We start from the raw sequence: 1,252 nt of genomic DNA on the forward strand, positions 1-1,252 counted from the left end.
ATACCAGACGTGCGGCGTCGTCTCCAAGGAGATCGACGGTGTGGTGAAGGAACACAAATTCATCCGTGCCGACCGTTTCGCCGGGCTCGACGACGCCGTCGACATCTCGATCAAGAAGGGCATCCAACTGGTCGACGAGCAGGGCGACCGGATTTTTGGGTAGATCACCGCCACAGGTCCATGCGGGCCTTTGCGCCACGATGGACCTCTCGGTCCGGGTTGACCTACGACCGCCGGCGGATCAACTCGTCCTGGCGGGATCGATCGTCATCAGGCGGGCCCTGGCCTCGATCAGATGCCTTCTCGCGGCCCTTATCCGGCCGCACAATGCCAGATTAAGAGCGACGCCGCCTTCCTCGTCCAGCAAGTCATTCGCGCGCTTCAGAGAGTGCTCAGCTCTCCTTATGCGCAGTCTGGCGTTGGCCGCTTCGATGCTGTGAATTTCAATCATTGTGCCGCGTCCTTTGCGGTTCCGGTCCCTTCACGGATTAAACCGCCGCTGATCATATTGGTTCCGGTGCTGTGACCATTCTGCGGCCGCCGCTATTTCGTTGTGGTGTTGAATTCACGGTTCGCCGCATAATCGATAACGAAGGTGCCCTCGGGAGCGCGAACGCCCTGCTTCACATTCGATATAGTCACCGTTGTGGTAAGTCCCTTCTCGTCGGTGAGGCTCCATCTGCGCAGATCGAGCGATTTTCTGTCGAACACCATGGAGATGTTCGAATTGCCGAAAGCCGATCTGTCGGCCAGCTTGACGGTAACTTGGGCGCCGTCGTCTCTGATGCTCTTGAGGCGACTGCCGGAGAAGTCGACCTTGTTGTCGAGCAGCAGCTTCAGCGGCGTCTTCGAGAGAGCATAGAGCCGCGATGTCTTCAGTTTCCTGTTGTAAACCACCAGGGATTTACCATCCGCAATCACGCTGATCCCAGATTGGCCAGCATAATTGAACCGGATCTTGCCCGGGCGTTGGAGAAAAAACCTGCCATGTTTTCTTTCCGCCTTCGGGCCCGACTGCACGAAATCCCCTGACATAGATTTCACCGATGAGAAGTGATCGGCAATCGTCTTCGCATCAACCGGCGCGGCCGAAATCGCAATCGTGGACGCGATATTCAACGCGGCAGCGCCAACAGCGGCAAACAAGAAACCCGGCAACTTTTTGATCCGATAGGCCATTCGATTAACCCCCAAGCAGACGCGTGATCGAAGGAGATCACGCGTCTTGAGATCAGTAACCGTCCGGGCACCG

General features: G+C 57.2%; 3 protein-coding genes. 1 reads left to right on the forward strand and 2 read right to left on the reverse strand.

From position 1 onward, the window contains the following. Window positions 1-163: HlyU family transcriptional regulator (locus EN964_RS35020; protein ID WP_245490739.1), on the forward strand; the 163-nt coding region annotated here is incomplete at its 5' end. 78 nt (window positions 164-241) lie between these two features. On the opposite strand, the gene EN964_RS35025 is transcribed toward EN964_RS35020, so the two are convergent. Together EN964_RS35025 and EN964_RS35030 are read right to left on the reverse strand one after the other, a co-directional pair. Next, window positions 242-451, reverse strand: a complete 210-nt coding sequence (locus EN964_RS35025) for a hypothetical protein (protein ID WP_127268098.1) — start codon at window positions 449-451, stop codon at window positions 242-244. Window positions 452-543: 92 nt separating this feature from the next. Next, a complete protein-coding gene (locus tag EN964_RS35030; RefSeq protein ID WP_127268099.1) occupies window positions 544-1,179 on the reverse strand; it encodes an outer-membrane lipoprotein carrier protein LolA in 636 nt (211 codons plus the stop codon). Between the last annotated feature and the right edge of the window lie 73 nt (window positions 1,180-1,252).

Origin of the sequence: Mesorhizobium sp. M7A.F.Ca.CA.001.10.2.1 (assembly GCF_003998575.1) — a bacterium.
Lineage (GTDB): Bacteria > Pseudomonadota > Alphaproteobacteria > Rhizobiales > Rhizobiaceae > Mesorhizobium.

What these genes read in the sequence shown, in the direction of transcription:
- EN964_RS35025 (WP_127268098.1), bottom strand. Translation starts at nt 451, where the DNA reads ATGATTGAAATTCACAGCATCGAAGCGGCCAACGCCAGACTGCGCATA.
- EN964_RS35030 (WP_127268099.1), bottom strand. Translation starts at nt 1,179, where the DNA reads ATGGCCTATCGGATCAAAAAGTTGCCGGGTTTCTTGTTTGCCGCTGTT.